General features: G+C 67.9%; 1 protein-coding gene. It reads right to left on the reverse strand.

Going from position 1 to position 268, the window contains the following annotated elements; genetic code table 11:
* On the reverse strand, positions 1–268 hold a 268-nt coding region (locus AC0L3P_RS40320), incomplete at both ends, for a homocysteine S-methyltransferase family protein (RefSeq protein ID WP_473309501.1).

The following is a 268-nucleotide window of genomic DNA, read 5'->3' on the forward strand; positions in this document are numbered from 1 at the left end:
GTCATAGGTCATGGCGCCGAGCGGCACCAGCAACTCGCCGGTCGGGCCGACCGAGCCCGCCACGATGACCTTGCGGCCGGCTTTATCGGCGACAGCGCGGGCGATCTCGGCGGCGCGCTTGTTCAGCGCATGCACGCGGTCCTGCGCATGGTGCAGCTTCAGCCGGTGGCGGGTGCCGCCGAAGGAGTTGGTGAGAATGATGTCGGCGCCGGCATCGACGAAGTTCTGGTGCAGGCTGGTGATGGTGTCGGGAGCCGTCTCGTTCAGC

This window comes from Bradyrhizobium sp. WSM4874, from assembly GCF_055811835.1.